Origin of the sequence: Nonomuraea sp. NPDC005650 (assembly GCF_040605375.1) — a bacterium.
In the GTDB taxonomy this organism is placed as follows: domain Bacteria; phylum Actinomycetota; class Actinomycetes; order Streptosporangiales; family Streptosporangiaceae; genus Nonomuraea.
This window is the reverse complement of sequence record NZ_JBEXCR010000001.1, coordinates 449,254-469,741: the sequence shown is the minus strand read 5'-3', so window position 1 is coordinate 469,741 and position 20,488 is coordinate 449,254. Positions and strand designations below refer to the sequence as shown.

The window sequence follows — 20,488 nt, the reverse complement described above, 5'->3', positions numbered from 1 at the left end:
CCGATATGGGCGGCCGACATGGGGAGGGCGATGAAGGCGAGAACCGCGTTCCTGGTGCTGCTCACGGCGGGAGTGGTGGGCACGGCCGCGTGGCTGGTGTTCTTCTCGCCCGTGCTGGGCGTGCGTTCGATCGAGATCGTGGGAAATCTCACAGTGCCGAGCGAGCGTATCAAGCAGCAGGCCGGCGTGCCGGACCTCCATCCGCTCGCCACCGTGAACCTCGCCGACGTCGAGGGCCGCGTCCTGGGCATCAGACAGCTCGCCAAGGCGAAGGTGGACCGGATCTGGCCGGGCACGCTCAAGATCGAAGTGGTCGAGCGCGAGCCCGTCGCCGCGATCCCCGCGGGCGGCAAGGTGGCGATCGTCGACAAGCAGGGCGTGGTGATCGAGGTCAAGTCCGCGGCGCCGCCCATGCTGCCGGTGCTCAAGGTCGACAACCCCGCCGTCGGCGACCCGGCCATGACGGCGGCGCTGCAGGTCATCCAGGCGGTCCCGGACGTACTGGCGCCCAAGGTGCGGGAAGTGCGCGCGGGCACGGCCGAGGGCGTGACCCTGCTGCTGTCCGACGGGCGGACCGTCATTTGGGGCGGTGCCGACCGGCCCAAAGAAAAGGCGCGCATCCTCACATCGCTGCTCAAGCGTGAAAAGGCGACGGTGTACGACGTCAGCTCGCCCGACGTGGTGACGCTGAAGTGATCAAGACTGGGCAAGTGCGCGGCAACGGCATCGCCCAGCTTGTGCGAGGTGGGGGTCGCGGCGTGAGAGCCTTAAGTCGTACGTCGGGAAGAGGAGCCCCCGACCAGGCACGACTTCGGAGCGAAACGGACAGCCCGCGACACGCCGGACGTGCTTGCGGCGCGGTTAGTTGACCCGCCAGGTAGGGGACTCCTACTGTCCGTATCAATCCTCAGGTTGACATAAATCTAAATCTCAACCTGAGGTTGAGAGTTACCCGAAGTGACAAAAAGCGGAGACAATCCGCACCGAAATGGCAAGTCAACGAGCGGAAAGGCCCCTCGTCGTGGCAGCACCGCAGAACTACCTCGCGGTCATCAAGGTCGTCGGCATCGGCGGCGGCGGAGTAAACGCCGTCAACCGGATGATCGAGGAGGGACTCAAGGGCGTCGAGTTCATCGCCATAAACACCGACGCCCAGGCGCTGCTGATGAGTGACGCCGATGTGAAACTCGACGTGGGCCGTGAGCTCACGCGCGGACTGGGCGCGGGCGCCAACCCCGACGTGGGGCGCAAGGCGGCCGAGGACCACCGCGAGGAGATCGAGGAGGTCCTCAAGGGGGCCGACATGGTCTTCGTCACGGCCGGCGAGGGTGGCGGCACCGGCACGGGCGGCGCGCCCGTCGTGGCGAACATCGCCCGGTCGCTCGGCGCGCTCACCATCGGTGTCGTGACCAGACCGTTCAGCTTCGAGGGACGGCGCAGGGCCATGCAGGCCGAGGCCGGCATCGAGACGCTGCGCGACGAGGTCGACACGCTGATCGTGATCCCCAACGACCGGCTCCTGTCGATCTCCGACCGGCAGGTGAGCGTGCTCGACGCGTTCAAGGCGGCGGACCAGGTGCTGCTGTCGGGTGTCCAGGGCATCACCGACCTGATCACCACCCCCGGTCTGATCAACCTCGACTTCGCCGACGTCAAGTCGGTCATGTCGGGCGCCGGTTCGGCCCTCATGGGCATCGGCCACGCCCGCGGCGACGACCGTTCGGTGGCGGCGGCCGAGATGGCGGTCTCCAGCCCGCTGCTGGAGGCCAGCATCGACGGCGCCCACGGCGTGCTGCTGTCGATCGCGGGCGGCTCGGACCTCGGTCTGTTCGAGATCAACGAGGCCGCGCAGCTCGTCTCCATGGCGGCCGCGCCCGACGCCAACATCATCTTCGGTACGGTCATCGACGACGCGCTCGGCGACGAGGTCCGCGTGACGGTGATCGCGGCCGGCTTCGACGACGTGCCGCCGCCGGTGGAGAAGCCGCTGCCGCGCCCGGCGAGCCGCCCCGCCGCCCCGCCGCCCGCGCCGCCCGTGTCGTCGCCTGTGCGGCCGAGCATGGCGTCCCCGAGCGTGAAGTCGGAGCAGCCCGCGCTGCGCCCTGAGCCGCGCGCTGAGGTGCGTCCGGAGCCTCGTGGCGACTTCCGCCCCGAGGCGCGTCCCGAATTCCGTCCTGAGCCCCGTCCGGAGCCGCGGGCCGAGTTCAGGGCCGAGCCGCCCCGCTCGGAGTTCAGGGCCGATCCCCGGCCCGAGCTCCGCCCCGAGCCGCCGCGCCCCGAGCCGGTGCGCCCGGTGGAGCCGGCGCAGGCCCTCGGGCCCGTCGACGACGAGCCGCTGGCCGACGAGCCGTCCGGCCCCGTCTCCATTCCCCGGCCCACGCCCGAGCCCGCCAACCCGCCCACGCCCATCACCTCCCGCATGTCGGAGCCCGCCAAACGTCCTCGGGTGATCTTCGAGGAGCAGGAAGAGGAACTCGACGTCCCCGATTTCCTCAAATAGCCCGGGTAGCCTGACGCCGCTCCCCGGCAGGGGTCCGGGAGCGGCGCCGTCGTGCGCTGGGCGTACCGCACGGGCGTGTAGTGAAAGGGAGAGCGACGTGAGACGGGACGAGATCGCGGCCGGGCTCGCCGAGGTCGACACGCGCGTCGCGGCGGCCTGCCGCGCGGTTGGGCGCGACCGGGGCGAGGTCACGCTGGTCGCCGTCACCAAGACCCGCCCGGCCGAGGACGTGCGGATCCTGGCCGAGCTGGGCGTGCGCGACGTCGGCGAGAACCGGGACCAGGAGGCCGCGCCCAAGGCGCACGAGCTCGCCGACCTGCCGCTGACGTGGCATTTCGTCGGCCAGCTCCAGACGAACAAGGTCCGCTCCGTCGTCTCGTACGCCGACGTGATCCACTCCGTCGACCGGCTCCGGCTGGTGGAGGCGATCAGCAAGGAGGCCGTGCGCCAGGGCCGCAGGGTCGGCTGTCTCATCCAGGTCGCGCTCGACGACGACCCGGAAAGGGGCGGCGCCCGCGCCGCGGACGTGCCGGAGCTGGCCGACGAGGTGGCGCTGGCCGAGGGGCTGTGGCTGGGCGGCGTCATGGCCGTGGCGCCGCTGGGGGAGGAGCCCGCCAAGGCGTTCGCCAGGTTGCGCGAGGTGGCCACGCGCCTGGAGGAGCAGCACCCGCGCGCCACGATGATCTCGGCCGGCATGAGCGAGGACCTCGCGGAGGCCATCGCGTACGGCGCGACACACGTGCGCGTCGGTACGGCGTTGCTCGGTCGTCGCAAGCCCTTCGTCAGGTAATGTCCCCTCAAGTGGGTCTCCAGGCCCATGACCAAGTAGAGGTCGATCAGCGGTGAGCTCCAGGGGGGTACGGCTACCGCCTCGGGATCCGGCGACGGGCTCGAGCGAGTGCGACCATGAGCAGGAGGACGACGTAGCGATGGCCGGCGCGATGCGCAAGATGGCGGTCTACCTCGGTCTCGTGGAGGACGACCGCTACGAGAGGTACGAAACCTACCCGGACGACTACGCCTACGACGACGAGGTGCAGCGTACCGGTGACGAGCGGCCCGTAGCGGTCCAGGAGCGCGACGAGGAACCCGAGACGGGGGTGCCCGCGCCCAGGCCCGCCACGACGATCCTGGAGCGCCGCACGACGGATCTGGCCCGCATCACGACGCTTCACCCCCGGACGTACAACGAGGCGCGTACCATCGGAGAGCACTTCCGTGACGGCACCCCGGTCATCATGAACCTGACGGAGATGGTTGACAGCGACGCCAAGCGTCTTGTCGATTTCGCGGCAGGTCTGGTCTTTGGGCTACATGGCAGCATTGAACGTGTTACCAACAAGGTGTTCCTGTTGTCCCCTGCCAATGTCGAGGTGACCGCCGAGGACAAGGCCCGAATCGCGGAACGCGGGTTCTTCAACCAGAGTTAGAGTCTCTGTATGTCTATCGCTCCCAACCGGGTCTCGCAGAGACCGGGTGGGCGCATCAGAAGTGGAGGCGCGGCCGGGCCGTGGGGATCGTCAGTCAGATCTTGGTCATCGTTCTGTCCCTCTATCTGGTGCTGCTCATCGGCAGAATGATCTTCGAGATGGTGCAGTCTTTCGCCCGTCAGTGGCACCCGTCCGGCATCGTCCTGGTGCTGGCCGAGGCCACTTACACCGCAACTGACCCACCCCTCAAGTTCCTCCGCCGTTTCATTCCCCCGCTCCGGTTGGGTACGGTGGCCTTTGACCTAAGCTTCACTGTCCTGTTCATCGCCGTGCTGCTGCTGATCCAGATCGTGGGGATGCTGCGATGACGGGGGCAGTGTGGCGCAGGTCGTGATCCAACTCGTGTCCGCGCTGAAGTGATTCGGGTTACCGTCCCTCCGGACAGACTCCAAAGCGCGCCAAGGAGACCAAAAAATGCCGCTGACGCCCGCTGATGTGCGGAACAAGCAGTTCAGTACCACCCGGCTGCGGCCGGGCTACGACGAGGAAGAGGTCGACGCCTTCCTCGACGAGGTGGAGGCTGAGCTCGACCGTCTGATCCAAGAGAACGAGGAGCTCCGCGCCAAGCTGGCCGAGTGCCTGCGTGGGAAGGTGCCGGGCGGCATGAACATGCCCATGGCCTCCGCCCCGGTCCAGGAGCAGCCCAAGCCCGAGATGATGGCTCCGCCGCCCCAGCCGGAGCCCATGCGCGCCCCCGAGCCGCCGCCTGTGCAGCAGCCGGTCCCCGTCGCCATGAGCATGCCTCCCCCCGAGGACAACATGGACACCGCGGCCCGCGTGCTCGCGCTCGCCCAGCAGACCGCCGACCAGGCGATCTCCGACGCCCGCCGGGAGGCGGACGAGACGGTCACCCGCGCCCGCCGCGAGGCCGACGAGATCCTCACCAAGGCGCGCCGCCAGGCCGAGCAGGTCATCGGCGACGCCCGCGCCCGCGCTGAGACGCTCGAGCGCGACGCGCAGGAGCGCCACCGCCAGGCGATGGGCTCGCTGGTGCAGACCCGCGACGAGCTCGAGCGCAAGGTCGAGGAGCTGCGCAGCTTCGAGCGCGAATACCGCAGCAGGCTCAAGCTCTACCTGGAAAACCAGCTCGCCGAGCTCAACGTCTCCGCCGAGGGCAGCGGTGGGTTCCCGGTGATGTCCGGTGGTCCGTCGGGTCAGGCTCCCGCCATGTCGCACGCCGTGTCGCAGGGCCAGCCGCCTCTCCCCGGTGGTCCCAGCCCGTTCGGTGTCGGCGGCGAGGCTCCGCAGGGCGTTTTCCCCGGCGCTGACGGTCCTCACAACGACCGCCGGTAAAGTAGCGGGTCACTAGGACCTGTCACTCGAAAGAGCCCCCTGTGATCCTTATCAGCGCTGGTTTGGTGCTCGCGGCAGTCGTGTTGCTGATCGCGGGCTTCGTACTGGCCAAGCCGTTCCTGATCATGTGGTCCATCGTGGTCAGCGTGTTGTCCGCGCTGTTCCTCGTGATCGGGGCATTCCTGCGGCGAAACGAGCTTTTTCCCGGTGGTGGGCAGGCCGCTGCGCCGGCCACCCCCCCGAAAGGGCTCATGCCGCCAGGGCCCGGCACGCCGTACAACCAGACCGGCCCCATGGGTCACCAGCCCCCACCCCGGCCCCAACCGCATCCGCAGACTCCGCAGCGGACGGCGACCGCACCCGCCGCCGCACCCCGCCGCCCCGCGGCGAGCGGTATCTCGCCGGATGCGATCGTGCTGGTGGTCCCGGGACGCAAGCGCTACCACGCGCCCGGGTGCCGGCAGCTGGGCGGCCGGGACAACGAGGAGCTCACGTACGAGGAGGCACGCGAGGAGGGCTTCACGCCCTGCACGACGTGCCTGCCTGACGCCGCGCTCGGCGGACGGCAGCTGCCGCCTGCCGCCGACCCCGAGCCCGTCGTCGCCCCCGGTGCCGCCGTCACGGCGGTGAGCCGGGCCGAAGACTCCGCGGAGACCCGCGACGTACGTCCGCCGGTCGTCCCGCCGAAGCCTGCAGCGAAGGCTTCCACCCCCACCTCGGAGTCCGCCGCCTCCCGCGAGGAAGGCGCCGCCGGGTGGTTCGGCAGCCCCTCTGCTTCCTCCGCCTCCTCCGCCGATTCGGATGACGATCAGGCGGACGCGGAGACCTCATATTTCCGGCCGCCGTCTTCCGCGCGCAGGCCCACCACGTCCGGACCCAGTGCTTCCGCGCCCAGCGCCTCCGGGGCCGGCACACCCTCGCCCGCCGCGCCCTCCGCAGGGTCCGCCACGGGGGCCCCGGGCAAGGCAGGAGCGCCCGCGGGCAAGCCTTCGCAGCGCACGGGCACGCCCGAGCAGCCCGGCACCAAGTCCGCCCGGCCCGCCGGCACGTCCCAGACGTCGGAGCCCGGCCGGCTCGGCACCAAGCCCGGCCAGTCCGGGCCGGGTCAGTCCGGTGGCGCGTCCTCGTCCGAGTCGAAGCCCGGTCAGCCGAGCGGCGCGTCCCGGCCGTCCGAGTCGAAGCCCGGTCAGCCCGGCGCCAAGCCCGGCCAGTCCGGTGGCGCGTCGTCGGGTGGCAAGCCGGGATCGGCCGGTGTCCGGCCCGGGCAGTCCGCCGCCGGGCCGTCTTCGAGCGTGACCGACGAGGACGACTCCTCGGGTCCTGCCACGGCGCCGCAGCCGCGCGTGCCCTCGTCGGCGGCGCCGGCCCGCCCAGGAGCCTCGGGTGGGGCTTCCGGGCCGTCACAGCGTCCTTCTGGGGCCGCCAAGACGCCTGCCACGGCGGGGGAGGGCGCGACGGTGCCGGAGCGGCCCGCGTCCTCCGCCGAGTCGGAGGCCAAGCCCAAGGGCCCGCTGCCCCCTGGCCCCGGCGCGAGCGCCGCACGCCCCTCGGGCACGGGTCCGGCCGCCAAGCCTTCGACGACGGGAAAGCCCGGCCCCGAACGCCCGTCCACTCCGGCGGCCTCTGAACGCCCGCCTGCCACGGCGGCCTCTGAACGCCCGTCCGCCACAGCCGGCTCCGAGCGTCCGTCCGCCACGGCCAAGCCGGGCGCTTCCGGCGGTGCGAGCCCGAAGCCCGGGACCTCCGGCGGGCCTGCCGGCTCGGGTACGAAGCCCGGCACGCCCGGCGCGGGCTCGACGCCGGGGTCCTCCGGCACGGGCTCCCCAGGCTCTCCGGGCTCCAAGGGCGAGGCCGCTTCCACCAAGCCTGGTGCTCCCAAGGGAGACGCGGGCGCGGCGTCCAAGACCACCACGTTCGAGACTGCCGGCGCGGCCAAGTCCGGCTCCACGGGGTCCGATTCGTCGGGTGGCGGCGCTGAGGGCAAGGGCGAGGGCACCGGCACGGTGAAGGTCATCATCGGCACCCGCCGCTACCACAGCACCGCCTGCCCGTTGATCCGGGGTGCGGGGGATTCGGGCGTGGAGACGATGACGCTCGCCGCGGCCGAGGCGGCCGGGCTGACGAGCTGCTCGGTGTGCCAGCACGATCGCGAGACGGTGAGCTGAGCGCCCACCACCTCCCGGCCTGACCCGAGCAAGACCCTGCGGGCCGCCTCGACACCTGCCACAACGACCCGGGCAATGCGCTCTGCGCGTTTGAGGCGGTTGCCGGTCCGGCCCGTGGCTGTGCCCCTGCGCGTCTACGGCAATTGGCGGTCCGGCCCCGGGTGATGCGCCACACCGCCCCCGGTGTCGCGCGGTGCGCCCCCTTTAGCGGCGCATTCCACGGGGCTGCACGCTCCCCCAGATGGGCAGCGGGCCCCGCTACGTCAGGCGCTGGTGGTGCGGCTCTGTGGCGTTGGCCGTAGTGGCACCCCTTATGGCGTCGGCCGTTGGTGGCGAGCCTCTGTGGCGTCGGGGGTGGTGTGCGGCCATGTGATGTCGGGGGTTGGCGGTGTGGCCCTGCGGCGTCGGGTTGGTGGCGAGCCTTTGCGGTGCCGGCCGTTGGCCGTGTGGCTCTGCGATGTGGGCCGTTGGTGGCGAGCGTTTACGGCGTCGGCCGTTGGTGGTGTGGCTCTACCGGGTTGGGTGCCGGTGGTCTTCGGCTCCGTTGGGGTGGAGGTCGAAGAGGGTGGTTCGAGGGGAGGGTGGTGGGGCGGGCCTTGAGTGGCGCGCCCCACCGGGAGACGTCGTCAGGCGCGGCGGAGCTGGAAGGTCAGGGACAGGTCCTCGTCCGTGTGGGACGGGAGGTCCGGCGCCGTGCCCTCCGTGACCGTCGTCGCCAGGACCTCCTCCGCCACCACGTGCCCCTCGGTGCGCAGGGCCGCGGCGAGCTCGGGGGAGGACGTGGTCCACCACAGGTCGATGCGGTCCGTGATCGACAGGCCGGTCGACTTGCGGGCGTCCTGGACCAGGCGGATGACCTCGCGCAGGAGGCCGGCCCGGCGCAGCTCGTCGGTGAGCTCCAGGTCCAGGGCCACCGTCTCGCCGGTGCCGGTGCCGATGGCACCCGTCTCCACCGCCCAGCCCGAGCGGGGCTGCTCGTTGACGATCACGTCGTCCGGGCCGAGCATGATCTCGCCCAGCTCGTCCGCCTCCACCATGACCGTGGATCCCGAGCGGAGGGCGCGGGCCACGCGGGTGGCGTCGGCGGCGGCCACCGCGGCGGCCACGAGCTTGGTCTGGGAGCCGAAGCGCTTGCCCAGGGCCCGGAAGTTGGGCTTCACCGAATAAGTCACGAGATCGGCGCTAAATCCGGACATGTCTTCCAGGGTGTGGACGTTCAGCTCGTCCGCCACCAGCCCCCGGAGCTCCCCGGGCAGCGCCGGCCAGCCGTGCGCCCCCACCAGCGCGCGGCGGAGCGGCTGGCGGGTCTTGACGCCCGACGAGGCGCGGGCCGAGCGGCCCAGCTCCACCAGACGGCGCACGAGGGCCATCTGGTCGGACAGCACCGGGTTCAGCAGGTCCTCGCGCACCCCCGGCCAGGGGGCCAGGTGCACCGAGGAGGGCGCCTCGGAGGAGCGCAGGACGTCCCAGAGGTAGTCGGTGATGAACGGCGTGACGGGGGCCATCAGCCGCGTCACCGTCTCCAGGCACTCGTAGAGCGTCGCGAACGCCTCCGGCGACCCCTGCCAGAACCGGCGGCGCGAGCGGCGCACGTACCAGTTGGACAGGTCGTCGAGGAAGTCCGCCAGGCGGCGCCCGGCCCGCTGGGTGTCGTACTCGTCCAGCGACGCCGTGACCTCGGCCACCGTCCTGTGCAGCTCGGCCAGCACCCAGCGGTCGAGCAGCGGGCGCTCGGCGGCCGGCGTGGCCTCCGCGAGCTTGGCGGGCGACCAGGACTCGGCGTTGGCGTAGAGGGTGAAGAACGAGGAGGTGTTCCAGAGGGTCAGCAGGACCTTGCGGACGATCTCCTCGAGGGTGTTGTGCCCCACCCGGCGGGACGCCCAGGGCGAGCCCGAGCAGGCCATGAACCACCGCAGGGCGTCGGCCCCGTGCTGGTCCATGAGCGGGATCGGCTCGAGGATGTTGCCCAGGTGCTTGCTCATCTTGCGGCCGTCCTCGGCCAGGATGAGGCCGAGGCACAGGACGTTCTCGTAGGAGGACTGGCCGAAGACCAGCGTGCCGACGGCCATCAGCGAGTAGAACCAGCCGCGCGTCTGGTCGGTGGCCTCGCAGATGAACTGCGCCGGGTAGACGCCCTCCGGCTTGCCGCGCTCGCCCCACTGGGCGAACGGCATGGAGCCGGAGTCGTACCAGGCGTCGATGACGTCCGGCACGCGGCGGGCGAGGGCGCCGCACGACGGGCAGTCGAAGGTCACGTCGTCCACGTACGGGCGGTGCGGGTCGAGGGCCGAGATGTCCCGGCCCGCCAGCCGGCCCAGCTCTTCCAGTGAGCCGACGCAGGTCACGTGGGACTCGTCCGCCGAGCACACCCACAGCGGCAGCGGCGTGCCCCAGTAGCGCGAGCGCGACAGCGACCAGTCGACGTTGTTGCGCAGCCACTCGCCGAACCGGCCCCACTTGATCGTCTCGGGGTACCAGTTGGTGCCGGCGTTCTCCGCCAGCATCTTGTCCTTGACCGCGGTGGTGCGGATGTACCACGACGGGAGCGCGTAGTAGAGCAGCGGGGTGTGGCAGCGCCAGCAGTGGGGGTAGCTGTGCTCGAAGTGGCCGCCGCGGAACAGCAGCCCGCGGGCGCGCAGGTCGTCGGTCAGCTCCTCGTCGGCGTCCTTGAAGAACCGGCCGCCGACCATGGGCACGTCGTCGAGGAAGCGGCCGTCGGGGCCGATCGGGTTGACGACGGGCATGTCGTACCGCTTGGTCACGGCCATGTCGTCGGCGCCGAAGGCCGGGGCCTGGTGGACCAGGCCGGTGCCGTCCTCGACGGTGACGTAGTCGCCGAGCACGACGTAGTGCGCGCCGGGGATGTCGACCAGGTCGAACGGGCGGGCGTACGCGGCGTGCTCCAGCTCGCGCCCGGTGTAGCGGGCCACCTCGGTCGCGCCCTCGCCGAGGACCGACAGCAGCGGCTCGGCGACCACCAGGACCTCGCCGTCGGCGGTGCGGGCCGCGACGTACGTGACGTCGGGGTGCACGGCGACGGCCGTGTTGGACACGAGGGTCCACGGCGTGGTCGTCCACACCAGCAGCGCGGCGCCCAGCTCCGCCAGCGGCCCGGAGGTCACCGGCATGCGGACGTAGACCGACGGGCTGGAGACGGTCTCGTAGCCGCCGGGCTGGCCCAGCTCGTGGTCGGACAGCCCGGTGCCGCAGCGCGGGCAGTACGGCGTGATGCGGAAGTCGCGGAACAGCAGCCCCTTGTCCCACACGACCTTCAGCGACCACCACACCGACTCGATGTAGGACGGGTCCATCGTCCGGTACGCCTGGGACAGGTCGATCCAGTAGCCCATGCGCTCGGTCAGCTGCTCGAAGGCGTCGACGTGGCGCAGCACCGAATCGCGGCACTTGGCGTTGAACTCGGCGATGCCGTATTCCTCGATGTCCTTCTTGCCGGTCAGGCCCAGCTCGCGCTCCACGCCGACCTCGACGGGCAGGCCGTGGCAGTCCCATCCGGCCTTACGCGGGACGCTGAATCCGCGCATCGACTTGTAGCGCGGGAACAGGTCCTTGAACACCCGGGCTTCGACGTGGTGCACGCCGGGCAGGCCGTTCGCGGTGGGCGGACCCTCGTAGAAGACCCAGGACGGGTTTCCGGAGTTCTGCTCCACGGACCGCTCGAAGATCTTCCCGTCCCGCCAGCGGTCGAGGACCTCGCGCTCGAGCGCGGGCAGGTCGACCTGCGCGGGAAGAGAGCGGAAAGATGGGGAAGACATTTCGGGCGTGACCTCCACGCTTCATCGGCCGGTAGGGCGAGCGTGAAGGGACGAAGCCATGCGGCCCCGCGGTACCACCCTTCTTGACCTCGCACAGAGGCGAGGCCCTCTTCATTTGCTGCTGCCGGGTCTAATGAGCTCTGACGAGCCGTTCTTCCGGCGGCTCCGGGGTGATATCCCTCACAGTCGGGCCCCATCAGCGCCTTGCAGTCTCAAACCATAACGCAGAGTGGAGCAGAAGGCTTCCTGGTTTCCCAGGGCGGCCGGCCGCGGCGCCGTTGGTACGCGGCCGACAAAGTTGTGGGAATGGACGCCCCTGTGGGGGAGTTTAATCCGCGAGGCGGGATAGTACGGGGGAGGTAAACCGTCCGGCGGGTCGTTTGCCGTTCCGTTATGTGGATCCTAAGCTGCCCGCACCATTCACGGCCTTGATCAGCAATGGAGGCAGCCATGGCGGCAGTCACGCAGACCGCTACACCTTCGATGTGGTCGCAAGAGGAGCTGGCCGAGGTACGCGGCAGGCTCCAGAGCGAGATCGACCAGCTCAACGCGGACATCCTCCGCCACGAGACGGAGATAGCCTCTGGAGACGTCACCCAGGGGGCGGGAGACGACCAGGCGGACGCGGGCGCGAAGACGTACGAGCGCGAACGCGAGATCGCCCTTACCCTGAATGCGCGCGATCTGGTCGCGCAGAACGAACGTGCGATCGCCAGGATCGACGCAGGGACCTATGGAGTGTGCGAATCGTGCCACAAGCCGATCGGCAAGGAACGCCTTCAGGCGTTCCCGAGGGCGACGCTGTGCGTGGCCTGCAAGCAGAAGGAGGAGCGTCGGTAGGCGGCCCCCGCGGGCGCCTGTTCGCCGTCCTCGTCGTGCTGGCGGCCGTGATCTACACGGCCGACCTCATCACCAAGACGGTGGTGTTGCGCACACTTGAGGGCCGGGCGCCACTCGTCGTGATCCCGGACGTCCTGCAGTTCCGGGTGATCTTCAATTCCGGTGCCGCGTTCAGCATCGGCACCGGAATGACGTTCATCTTCACCTTCATCGCCGCGGGCGTGGTCGTCGCCATCGTGCGCACCGCCCGCAAGCTCGGCAGCCGGGCCTGGGCGGTCACGCTCGGGCTGCTGCTCGGCGGCGCGCTCGGCAACCTGACCGACCGGCTGCTGCGCTATCCCTCGGGGATCGGGCGCTCCACGCAGCTCCAGGGGCACGTCGTCGACTTCATCGAGGTGCTCCCCGGGCATTTCCCCATCATCGACTACTTCCCCGTGTTCAACATCGCCGACTCCGCCATCGTCTGCGGCGGCATCCTGGCGGTGCTCCTGGCCTGGCGCAACGTGCAGATCGACGGCTCCAAGGAGATCCCGGAGACCAAGGGGGCCAAGGAGGCGCGTGAAGATGACTGAGCAGCGGAGCCTGCCCGTTCCCGACGGGCTGGAGGGCGAGCGGCTCGACGCCGCCCTCTCGCGGCTGTTCGGCTTCTCCCGCACCCGCGCGGCCGAGCTGATCGGCGCGGGCGAGGTGCTGGTCGACGGGCGCCAGCCGGCCAAGTCCGACCGGGTGCACGCGGGCGCGTGGCTCGACGTGACGATGCCGCCGCCGGTCACCACGCCGATGCCGGTCGCCGAGCCGGTGCCGGGCATGACGATCGTGTACGAGGACGACGACATCGTCGTGATCAACAAGCCGATCGGCGTGGCCGCCCACCCGACCGTCGGCTGGACCGGGCCGACCGTGATCGGCGGGCTGCTCGGGGCCGGCCACACGATCGCCACCAGCGGGGCGGCCGAGCGCCAGGGCATCGTGCACCGCCTCGACGCCAACACCACGGGGGCGATGGTGGTGGCCAAGAGCGAGATCGCGTACTCGCGGCTCAAGCGGGCCTTCAAGGAGCGCACGGTCGACAAGCGCTACCACGCGCTGGTGCAGGGGCATCCCGACCCGTTCAGGGGCACGGTGGACGCGCCCATCGACCGCCACCCGTCCGGCGACGGGCGCTTCGCGGTGGTGGCCGGGGGGAAGCCGTCGGTCACCCACTACGACACCGTCGAGGCGTTCCGCGCGGCCTCGCTGCTGGACATCAAGCTGGAGACCGGGCGTACGCACCAGATCCGGGTGCACATGGCGGCGCTGCGCCACCCCTGCGTCGGGGACCTGCTCTACGGCGCGGACCCGACGCTGGCGGCCCGGCTGGGGGTCACGCGGCAGTGGCTGCACGCGGTGGCGCTCGGGTTCGAGCACCCCACCACGGGGGACTGGATGTCGTTCAGCACGGACTATCCGCACGACCTGCAGAAGGCGCTGGACATCGTCCGCGCCGAGTCCTGAACGCCCCCGCCTGCCGCCTGCGCCGGATCGCGGGCCGGCCGTTGACCGGCGACGGACGCCACGGGGGTCGCGCGATCAGCGCCCCTGGTCCGACGGCTCGACCGAGCCCGGGGTGCGGGAGGGGATGTTGTCCCGGTCCTTCGTGCCGCTCTCGCTCGGGGCCGGCGTCCGGCTGGGGTTCTTGCGGTCGGCGGACGGCGTCCCGCGCCGGTCCTCCCCGGCGGGCGGGGAGGACGCGGGGGACGGCCGGGGGGCGACCGAGGAGGGCGTGACAGGGGAGGGCGCGACGGAGGACGGCACAGTGGAAGAGGAAGCGACCGAGGTGGAGGCCGTCACGACGGCCGGGGCCGGGCCGGGGTCGCGGGGCAGGTCGCGCGCCCGGCCGGCCCACCAGGCCGCCCCGCCCGTGACGATCGCGACGACCAGGGCGCCGCCCGCGATCACGGCCAGGGGCGGCGCGCGCCGTCGCCGTCGCCGCGGGGGAGCCGCGGCCGGCTCGGTGACGGGTCCCGTCCGCTCGGGGGCGCCGCCGGTCAGGATCGCGGCCAGCCGCCGCTCGGCCTCCTCCAGCGACATGCGCTCGGCCGGGTTCTTGCGCAGCAGACCGAGCAGTACGGGGCCGAGCACGCCCGCGCGGGCCGGCGGCTCCGGTTCGGCGTGCAGGACCGCGCCCAGCGTGGCCAGGGCGTTGTCCCGCTGGAAGGGCGAGCGCCCCTCGACCGCCAGGTAGAGCGTCACGCCCAGCGACCACAGGTCGGAGGCGGGCCTGGCCTGGCCGCCCGCCGCGCGTTCCGGCGCCATGAACGCGGGGGTGCCGAGCAGGACGCCCGTGGTCGTCACGGGCGCCTCGTTCTCCGTCGTGGCGATGCCGAAGTCGGTGAGCACCGCCCGGCCGTCCTCGGCCAGCAGCACGTTGTCCGGTTTGACGTCCCGGTGCAGCACGCCCGCCGCGTGCGCCGCGCGCAGCGCCTCGAGGAGCTGCAGCCCGATCTTCGCGGCCTTCCACGGGGACATGGGGCCGTCCTCGCGGACCAGCTCGCCCAAGGTGCGAGAGTGTACGAGCTGCATGACGATCCAGGGGTGACCGTGCTCCTCCAGGACGTCGTACACGGTGGCCACGCCCGGATGCGCCACCCGGCCGGCCGCCCTGGCCTCCCTGAGCGTGCGTACGCCGAACACCTCGCGTTCGGGATCCGTCAGATCGGGCGGCGGCAGGATCTCCTTGACCGCCACGTCCCGCCCCAGGACCTCGTCATGGGCCTGCCATACGGTGCCCATCCCGCCCCGGCCGATCGTCCTGAGCAGCCGGTAACGCCCACCGACCATCCCCGCTGAATCGGACATGCACGGCGACTACCCGAGAAACCACCGGGCAAGCGCGGTGACGACGGCCGCCGAGGCCAGGACGACCAGGAACGGCGCCCGCAACAGCAGCGCGACGACTGCGGCGCCCAGCCCGGCCGTGCGCGCCGGGTCGAAGCGCAGCCCGCCCTCCTCCGTGAACACCTGCACCGCGATCAGGGCCGCCAGCAGCGTCACCGGCACGAGTTCGGCGAACCTGCGGATCGCCGGATGCTCCAGCACCCGGCGCGGCGCCGCCAGCCCGGCCAGCTTGAGCGCGTAGCAGCCCGCGCAGACCGCGGCGATGGCCCACCACAGCGTCATCGGGCGTTCACCACCAGCACCACGCCGAGCACCGGCAGGGCCGACAGCAGCACGGGGACGCCGGGCGGCAGGAGCGGGGTGGCGCACAGGGCGATCGCCGCCGCGGCGCCGGCCAGCCAGCGCAGCTCGGCACTGGCCGTCAGGCGGGGCCACAGGATGGCCAGGAACGCCGCCGGGCCCACCACGTCCAGCCCCAGCACGCCGGGGTCGCCCAGGAACGACGCGCCGTAGGCGCCGGCCAGCGTGGTCAGGTTCCAGGTGAGGTAGAGGCTGGCGAACGTGGTGACGAAGCCCGTACGGGCCGCCTCCCGGGTCGGCTGGGCCAGCGTGACGGCCGTCGTCTCGTCGATCACCCCTTGGGCGGCCAGCAGTCGCCGCTGGCCGCGTACCCGCAGCAGGTCGGCCAGGCGCAGGCCGTAGAGCGTGTTGCGGCCGCCCAGCAGCAGTGCGCCCAGGGTGGCGGCCACCAGGTCGCCGCCCGCGCCCACCGCGCCGGTCAGCGCGAACTGCGAGGCCCCGGTGAACGCCAGCAGGCTCAGCACGCACGCCTGCGGCACGCTCAGGCCCGCGGTGATCGCGGCGGCGCCGAAGGCGAGCCCCGACAGCCCCACGGCCACGCCCACGCCGAGGCCGTCCCGCACGGCGGCGGAACGGTGAGTTGTCTGTTCCATGCCGCAAGAGGCTAGGACGTGGGGGAAGCGCCGGTCTTGTACGTTCCTGCAGCACGCTGGTACGCCGCGGGCGGCACGCCCACGATGCGCTTGAAATGCCGGTTGAGGTGGGCCTGGTCGGTGAAGCCCACTTCGGCGGCCACCTGCGCCGGGCGTACCCCGGACTGCAGGAGGCGGCGCGCCTGGCGCACCCGCAGCGAGGTGAGGTACGCGTGCGGTGGCAGCCCCGTCTCGGCCTTGAACGCCCGCAGCAGCGCGAACGGCCGCGCGCCCACCGCCTGCGCCAGGTCGTCCAGCGTCGGCGGGTCGACGAGGCTGTCGTGCAGCAGGTCGAGCGCCTCCCGCACGGCCCGCAGGCCCTCGGCGGGCAGGAGCGCCGTCGGCCTGGGCGTGGCGTGGCGGGTCACCAGCCGTGCGAACAGCGTGCGGCTCAGCGTGGAGGCGGCCAGCGCGTCGCCGCGCTCGGCCGCCTGGTGCGCCCTGCCGAGCAGCAGCGCCACCTCGTCGTCGCGCACCACCTGCCTGGGGAAGTGCGGCGTCGCGTACGGCACGCCCAGCTCGGCGGCGACCCCCGCCAGCGTCTCGATGGAGGGGTAGAGCATGCGGTAGGACCAGCCGTCCGGCGTGCCCGCCTGGCCGGTGTGCACCGACTCGGGGTTGACCAGCACCACCTCGCCCGCGCCCGCCCGGTGCAGGGTGCCGCGGTAGTCGAACTCCTCCACGCCCCTGACGATCATGCCGATGGCGTAGCCGTCGTGCACGTGCCGGGTGAAGCGATGGGTGACGTAGCGGGCCTTGAGCAGGTCGGTGCCCGGCACCGCCGGGTGCCGCCAGAAGCGGGCCTGCTCTTTCATAGGGGCCGGAAGGTCTTCACGAACGTCTCGAAGTAGCGCCGGTCCGCGGCCCAGCGGGCGTCGGTGGTCTCCCAGTAGAGGGCGTACGGGCGGCCGTCGGAGGTGCGGAAGCCGCGGTTGATCACGTGGATCACCTGCCCGTCGCGCACCCTGGTGAACTCCCAGTCGGCGGCCCGGAGCCCGAGGTAGCGGGTGGAGGTGATGCGGATCCGCTTGTAGCGGGCGAACTCGCCCTTCGCGTTGATCTCCTTCTCCAGGCTGGCCCACTGCCTGGCCGGATCCGCCCAGGCGAACTCGGGCACCGTCCACTCCACGATCATCGTCCCGGGGGTGCTGGGGCCCTTGATCGAGATGCTGTCCCTGGTGGCGTGCTTCTCGGCCCGCCACCCCTCGGGGACGGCGATCCCGAAGCGGCCCTGGGTGCTCCTGTACGCGCGCCACCCCGCGGGCACCGGCTGCGCCGTCGTGGTGGGCTCAGGCGTGGATGTGACGGTGGGGGTGGGCGTGGGGGTGGGGGTGCTCGATGTGGTCGGCCCAGTAGTCGGTTCGGTGGTGGGGGTGGGTGTGGGCGTGGAGGCGCCCGTCCAGTGGTTGGAGAGCAGGAAGCCGCCCGCGCCCAGCACCGCCACGGCGGTGGGCAGGCCGATCCACAGCGCCTTGCCGCGCCGGGGGCGTGCCGGGAGCGTGGGGTGCGGCCCCTCGGCCGTCTGCGCGGCGCCGCCGGTCGCCGGCCGCAAGGCCGCGGGGGACGTCTGATGGGCCGAGGGGCCCGCCGCCGCCTCGTACAGCAGCCTCGCGGCCTCCGCGGCGGGCAGGCGCTCGTCCGGGTTCCTGCGCAGCAGCCCCATGATGACCGGCCGCAGCGCGCCGGCCCGCGCCGGCGGCTCGGGCACGTCGCGCAGCACCGCCGCGACCGTCGCGGCCCACGAGTCGCGCTTGAACGGCGGCTCGCCCTCGACGGCCGCGAACAGCGTCGCCCCCAGCGACCACAGGTCCGACTCGGGGCGCGCGGGCTCGCCGTTGAGGCGCTCGGGAGGCATGTACGCGGGCGTGCCCACCAGCCCGCCGGTCGCCGTCAGCCCCGCCTCGGCCTCCAGCGAGGCGATGCCGAAGTCGGTGAGCACGACCCGGCCGTCGTCGGCCAGCAGCACGTTCTCCGGCTTCACGTCACGGTGGAGCACCCCGGTGGCGTGCGCGGCGCGCAGCGCGTCGAGCACCCGCCCGCCGATCACCGCGACCTGTCCCACCGTGAGCGGCCCGCGCTCGCGCACCACCTCGGCCAGCGAACGCGAGCGCACGAGCTGCATCACGATCCACGGGCGGCCGTCCTCCTCGACGACGTCGTGGATGACGATCACCGACGGGTGGTCGAGGCGGCCCGCCGCCCTGGCCTCCCTGATGGTCCGGCTGTTGAGCTCGGCCCGCTTGGCGTCGCCGACGCCCGTGTAGCGGACCTCCTTGATCGCCACCGTGCGGTCGAGCAGCTCGTCGTAGGCCCGCCAGACCACGCCCATGCCGCCCTCCCCGAGCGGCTCGATGAGGCGATAGCGGTTGCCGACCTGCCTTTCCACGCCGTGAAGCCTACTTGGCCGGTTCGAACGTGGCGCAGAACCCTTCGAAGAAGCTGTAGTCGGCCTTCCAGTGGCTCTTCAGGGTGTGCCAGTAGATCGCGTACGCCCGCCCGTTCTCGGTGATGAAGCCCCGGTTGCGGACCCGCGTCTTGCCGGTGTTGGTGTTCCAGGTGAAGTCCCAGTCCGCGGCGGCCTTCTGGAAGCCGTCCACCCGCTTGATGTCCATCTTCTTGTAGCCGCCGAAGTTGTTCTTGAGGGACGGCTCCTGCTTCTTCCAGTCGTCGTACGGGTCCTTGCTGGACCTCCCGCCGTCCTCGATCATGAGGTAGGCGTTGGAGGCCGCGCCGGGGCCCCTGAACTTGACCTGTTTGCCGCCGCGGGTCAGCACGTCCCACCCCTTGGGCAGGCCGATGGAGAAGCCGAGCTTCTTGTCCTTGTACATCTTCCAGCCGGCCGGCAGCGGGTTTTCCTTCTTCTCGGTCTTCTCGGGGGTGGGGGCCGGGGTCGACGCCGCCGTGGCCGTCGGCGACGGCGGCTGTGAGGCGCTCGGCTCGGCGGAGCCCGACGAGGACACGCTCGGCGACGCCGGCGAGGGGGTCCCCGTGGGCACCGTGGCCTGGGACGCGTCCTTGTCCGGGCCGCCCTCCTCGGGGGCCGAGCTCAGGCCGAGGTAGCCGCCGATCACGGCCACGAGCACGACGGCCAAGGCCGCCGCGATGACCGGCCCGGCCCGGCGCTGGTCCGTCCTGGCCGCGTCCATCGTGGACTCGGCGACGGGTGCCGGGTCCGCGGTCGGCGCGGGCGTGATCCGCGACCCGGTCTCGGGAACGGCCGGTTTGGGGGTCGAGATCGGGGTGGCGACCAGGTCAGGGTCGGTCGGCGTGTCGTCGACCACGGGCGGCGCCTGGCGCAGCTTGCCCAGGGCGCGGAACCTGTTCTGGACGGCGGCCTTGCCCTGCGCGGAGGCCTCGCTCTGCGACGGAGGTTCGGCCGGGGCGGGGGCCTTGCGCGGCGGCGGCGGCGTGGTGGGCCGCGGCACGCGGACCGTGTGGGTCGCGGGGAACTGCGCGGTCGGCGGCGGGCTCGTCTGCGCGATGACCTGCCGCAGCATCCGCTGCGCTTCCTCGTACGTCAGCCGCTGGACCGGCTCCTTGGACAGCAGGCCCGTGATCACATCGGTGAGCGGGCCCGCGTGCGAAGCGGGATCGGGCTCGTCGGTCAGCACGGCGTGCATGGTCGCCAGAGCCATCCCCCGCTCGTGCGGGGAGCGGCCCTCCACGGCCGTGTACAGCGTAGCCCCTAACGACCACAGGTCCGATTCGCGCCGCGCGGGCAGCCCTTTGAGCCGCTCGGGCGCGATGAACGCCGGCGTGCCGGCCAGGCCGGTCACGGTGAGCTGCGTCTCTGTCTCCAGCGTGGCGATGCCGAAGTCGGTGAGCACGACCCGGCCGTCGTCGGCCAGCAGCACGTTCTCGGGTTTGACGTCGCGGTGCAGCACGCCGGCCTCGTGGGCGCGGTGCAGCGCATCCAGCATGGCCAGGCCGATCTCGGCCACCCGCTTGGGCGACAGCGGCCCGTCCTGCTTGATCACGGCGCCCAGCGAGCGCGACTGGACGAGCTGCATGACGATCCAGGGCCGGTCATCCTCCTCGATCACGTCGTGCACGACGATCACGTTGGGGTGCTCGAACCTCGCCGCGGCCCTCGCCTCGCGCATCGTGCGCCGGTTGAGCAGCTGTACTTCCTCGCCCAGGGCGGCCGCGTACCTGACCTCCTTGACCGCGACGGTGCGGTCAAGAAGCTCGTCGTAGGCGCGCCAGACGATACCCATCCCGCCCCTGCCGATGGGTTCCTGCAGTTGGTAGCGGCCGGCGATGCGGCGTCCCTCCTGCTTGCGATCCGACATCAACGGCCTCAAACCCTCCTCTAGGCCAAGAAATACTCCCATAGAGAGGGATCAACAGCGACTCGCCTGAAGGACAGTCCGTGATGTGAGAAGGGTCGTCCAGCAGGTGAAGGCATGGGTGTAGTGTTTCAGACATGACTTGTCGCTACGCGTTTATCGAGCCGGCTCCGGGAGAGCCGGTCGTCAGCTAGCGACCACCTGGAGCCGGCACGAGGCAGAGACGCCACCGTCTCTGCCTTTTTTGGTTTTCTCGCCGGCTTCGCAGG

Annotated in this window: 17 protein-coding genes; 10 read left to right on the top strand and 7 right to left on the bottom strand. The window is 71.6% G+C overall.

Translation table 11 applies throughout. The features are described from left to right. Positions 1-30 precede the first annotated feature (30 nt). The 7 genes from ABZS69_RS02125 (at position 31) to ABZS69_RS02095 (ending at position 7,448) form a co-directional block, all read left to right on the top strand. The gene (locus tag ABZS69_RS02125; protein ID WP_355364924.1) at positions 31-696 is read left to right on the top strand and encodes an FtsQ-type POTRA domain-containing protein; all 666 of its coding nucleotides are present in this window, start codon (positions 31-33) and stop codon (positions 694-696) included. Between the two features lie 325 nt (positions 697-1,021). Then, entirely contained in the window at positions 1,022-2,500 is a 1,479-nt protein-coding gene (gene ftsZ, locus ABZS69_RS02120) for a cell division protein FtsZ (RefSeq protein WP_355364921.1), read from the top strand. A 97-nt stretch (positions 2,501-2,597) separates the two neighbouring features. Next, a complete protein-coding gene (locus ABZS69_RS02115; RefSeq protein WP_355364918.1) occupies positions 2,598-3,290 on the top strand; it encodes a YggS family pyridoxal phosphate-dependent enzyme in 693 nt (230 codons plus the stop codon). A gap of 139 nt (positions 3,291-3,429) precedes the next feature. Then, positions 3,430-3,930 (top strand): cell division protein SepF, encoded by a 501-nt coding sequence (sepF, locus tag ABZS69_RS02110; RefSeq protein ID WP_355364915.1) that lies wholly within the window; start codon positions 3,430-3,432, stop codon positions 3,928-3,930. An 80-nt stretch (positions 3,931-4,010) separates the two neighbouring features. Then, positions 4,011-4,298, top strand: coding sequence for a YggT family protein (locus tag ABZS69_RS02105; RefSeq protein WP_355364912.1), 288 nt, complete (start codon positions 4,011-4,013; stop codon positions 4,296-4,298). A gap of 106 nt (positions 4,299-4,404) precedes the next feature. Continuing rightward, positions 4,405-5,283, top strand: a complete 879-nt coding sequence (locus ABZS69_RS02100) for a DivIVA domain-containing protein (RefSeq protein ID WP_355364909.1) — start codon at positions 4,405-4,407, stop codon at positions 5,281-5,283. 41 nt (positions 5,284-5,324) lie between these two features. After that, positions 5,325-7,448, top strand: coding sequence for a hypothetical protein (locus tag ABZS69_RS02095; RefSeq protein ID WP_355364906.1), 2,124 nt, complete (start codon positions 5,325-5,327; stop codon positions 7,446-7,448). Positions 7,449-8,074: 626 nt separating this feature from the next. On the opposite strand, the gene ileS is transcribed toward ABZS69_RS02095, so the two are convergent. Next, entirely contained in the window at positions 8,075-11,221 is a 3,147-nt protein-coding gene (ileS, locus tag ABZS69_RS02090; RefSeq protein ID WP_355364903.1) for an isoleucine--tRNA ligase, read from the bottom strand. A 450-nt stretch (positions 11,222-11,671) separates the two neighbouring features. Between ileS and ABZS69_RS02085 the strand changes: the two genes are divergently transcribed. From ABZS69_RS02085 to ABZS69_RS02075, 3 genes are read left to right on the top strand one after another with little or no spacing between them, the layout of a single operon-like run. Beyond that, positions 11,672-12,061, top strand: coding sequence for a TraR/DksA C4-type zinc finger protein (locus tag ABZS69_RS02085; RefSeq protein ID WP_355364900.1), 390 nt, complete (start codon positions 11,672-11,674; stop codon positions 12,059-12,061). Beyond that, positions 12,025-12,633 (top strand): signal peptidase II, encoded by a 609-nt coding sequence (lspA, locus tag ABZS69_RS02080; RefSeq protein ID WP_355364897.1) that lies wholly within the window; start codon positions 12,025-12,027, stop codon positions 12,631-12,633. Before ABZS69_RS02085 ends, lspA begins: the two co-directional genes overlap by 37 nt. Next, the gene (locus ABZS69_RS02075) at positions 12,626-13,555 is read left to right on the top strand and encodes an RluA family pseudouridine synthase (protein ID WP_355364894.1); all 930 of its coding nucleotides are present in this window, start codon (positions 12,626-12,628) and stop codon (positions 13,553-13,555) included. The genes lspA and ABZS69_RS02075 overlap by 8 nt, the downstream gene beginning before the upstream one ends. Before the next feature lie 75 nt (positions 13,556-13,630). On the opposite strand, the gene ABZS69_RS02070 is transcribed toward ABZS69_RS02075, so the two are convergent. The 6 genes from ABZS69_RS02070 to ABZS69_RS02045 are packed head-to-tail and all read right to left on the bottom strand — an operon-like array spanning position 13,631 to position 20,222. After that, on the bottom strand, positions 13,631-14,899 hold the full coding sequence (locus ABZS69_RS02070; protein WP_355364892.1) for a serine/threonine-protein kinase: 1,269 nt from the start codon (positions 14,897-14,899) through the stop codon (positions 13,631-13,633). Between the two features lie 9 nt (positions 14,900-14,908). Further along, positions 14,909-15,220: an AzlD domain-containing protein gene (locus ABZS69_RS02065; protein WP_355364889.1), complete on the bottom strand. Its 312-nt coding sequence runs from the start codon at positions 15,218-15,220 to the stop codon at positions 14,909-14,911. Beyond that, on the bottom strand, positions 15,217-15,891 hold the full coding sequence (locus ABZS69_RS02060) for an AzlC family ABC transporter permease (RefSeq protein WP_355364883.1): 675 nt from the start codon (positions 15,889-15,891) through the stop codon (positions 15,217-15,219). The genes ABZS69_RS02065 and ABZS69_RS02060 overlap by 4 nt, the downstream gene beginning before the upstream one ends. Before the next feature lie 11 nt (positions 15,892-15,902). After that, complete coding sequence (locus ABZS69_RS02055; protein WP_355364880.1) at positions 15,903-16,745, bottom strand: AraC family transcriptional regulator; 843 nt, start codon at positions 16,743-16,745, stop codon at positions 15,903-15,905. After that, positions 16,742-18,316: a serine/threonine-protein kinase gene (locus ABZS69_RS02050; RefSeq protein ID WP_355364878.1), complete on the bottom strand. Its 1,575-nt coding sequence runs from the start codon at positions 18,314-18,316 to the stop codon at positions 16,742-16,744. The genes ABZS69_RS02055 and ABZS69_RS02050 overlap by 4 nt, the downstream gene beginning before the upstream one ends. A gap of 10 nt (positions 18,317-18,326) precedes the next feature. Then, positions 18,327-20,222 (bottom strand): protein kinase, encoded by a 1,896-nt coding sequence (locus tag ABZS69_RS02045; protein ID WP_355364875.1) that lies wholly within the window; start codon positions 20,220-20,222, stop codon positions 18,327-18,329. Positions 20,223-20,488 lie beyond the last annotated feature (266 nt).

Excerpts from the sequence above, each read along its gene's own strand:
- ABZS69_RS02045 (WP_355364875.1), bottom strand. The coding sequence starts at position 20,222 with ATGTCGGATCGCAAGCAGGAGGGACGCCGCATCGCCGGCCGCTACCAA.
- ABZS69_RS02060 (WP_355364883.1), bottom strand. The coding sequence starts at position 15,891 with ATGGAACAGACAACTCACCGTTCCGCCGCCGTGCGGGACGGCCTCGGC.
- sepF (WP_355364915.1), top strand. The coding sequence starts at position 3,430 with ATGGCCGGCGCGATGCGCAAGATGGCGGTCTACCTCGGTCTCGTGGAG.
- ABZS69_RS02065 (WP_355364889.1), bottom strand. The coding sequence starts at position 15,220 with ATGACGCTGTGGTGGGCCATCGCCGCGGTCTGCGCGGGCTGCTACGCG.
- ABZS69_RS02125 (WP_355364924.1), top strand. The coding sequence starts at position 31 with ATGAAGGCGAGAACCGCGTTCCTGGTGCTGCTCACGGCGGGAGTGGTG.
- ABZS69_RS02085 (WP_355364900.1), top strand. The coding sequence starts at position 11,672 with ATGGCGGCAGTCACGCAGACCGCTACACCTTCGATGTGGTCGCAAGAG.
- ABZS69_RS02055 (WP_355364880.1), bottom strand. The coding sequence starts at position 16,745 with ATGAAAGAGCAGGCCCGCTTCTGGCGGCACCCGGCGGTGCCGGGCACC.
- ABZS69_RS02075 (WP_355364894.1), top strand. The coding sequence starts at position 12,626 with ATGACTGAGCAGCGGAGCCTGCCCGTTCCCGACGGGCTGGAGGGCGAG.
- ABZS69_RS02100 (WP_355364909.1), top strand. The coding sequence starts at position 4,405 with ATGCCGCTGACGCCCGCTGATGTGCGGAACAAGCAGTTCAGTACCACC.
- ileS (WP_355364903.1), bottom strand. The coding sequence starts at position 11,221 with ATGTCTTCCCCATCTTTCCGCTCTCTTCCCGCGCAGGTCGACCTGCCC.
- ABZS69_RS02070 (WP_355364892.1), bottom strand. The coding sequence starts at position 14,899 with ATGTCCGATTCAGCGGGGATGGTCGGTGGGCGTTACCGGCTGCTCAGG.